Annotated in this window: 1 protein-coding gene; it reads right to left on the bottom strand. The window is 64.7% G+C overall.

The window, feature by feature from the left end:
• Positions 1 to 235: immunoglobulin-like domain-containing protein (locus tag AC30D7_RS28840; RefSeq protein WP_490136342.1), on the bottom strand; the 235-nt coding region annotated here is incomplete at both ends.

Here is a 235-nt window from a genome sequence, read left to right as displayed (position 1 = left end):
TCCGCCTTCGGCTGCCGAAGCGGTGGCATTCAGGGTCACGGTCGTGGTGTCGATCGTGTCGGTAACGGTGGTGACTGCCGGGGCAGTGCTCGGCACCAGGTTTTCGAAATTGCCACCGGTGGCGGTGGAGATGGTCGCCTGGACTGTGCCGGCGTCTTTGTAGACGTCATCGGATGGAGCCGGAACGGTCACGGTGCCGCTGGTTTTGCCGGCGTCGATGGTGATCACGGCGCCG

Source organism: Pseudomonas sp. DF5 (assembly GCF_058148225.1).
This window is presented reverse-complemented; position numbering and strand designations above follow the sequence as displayed.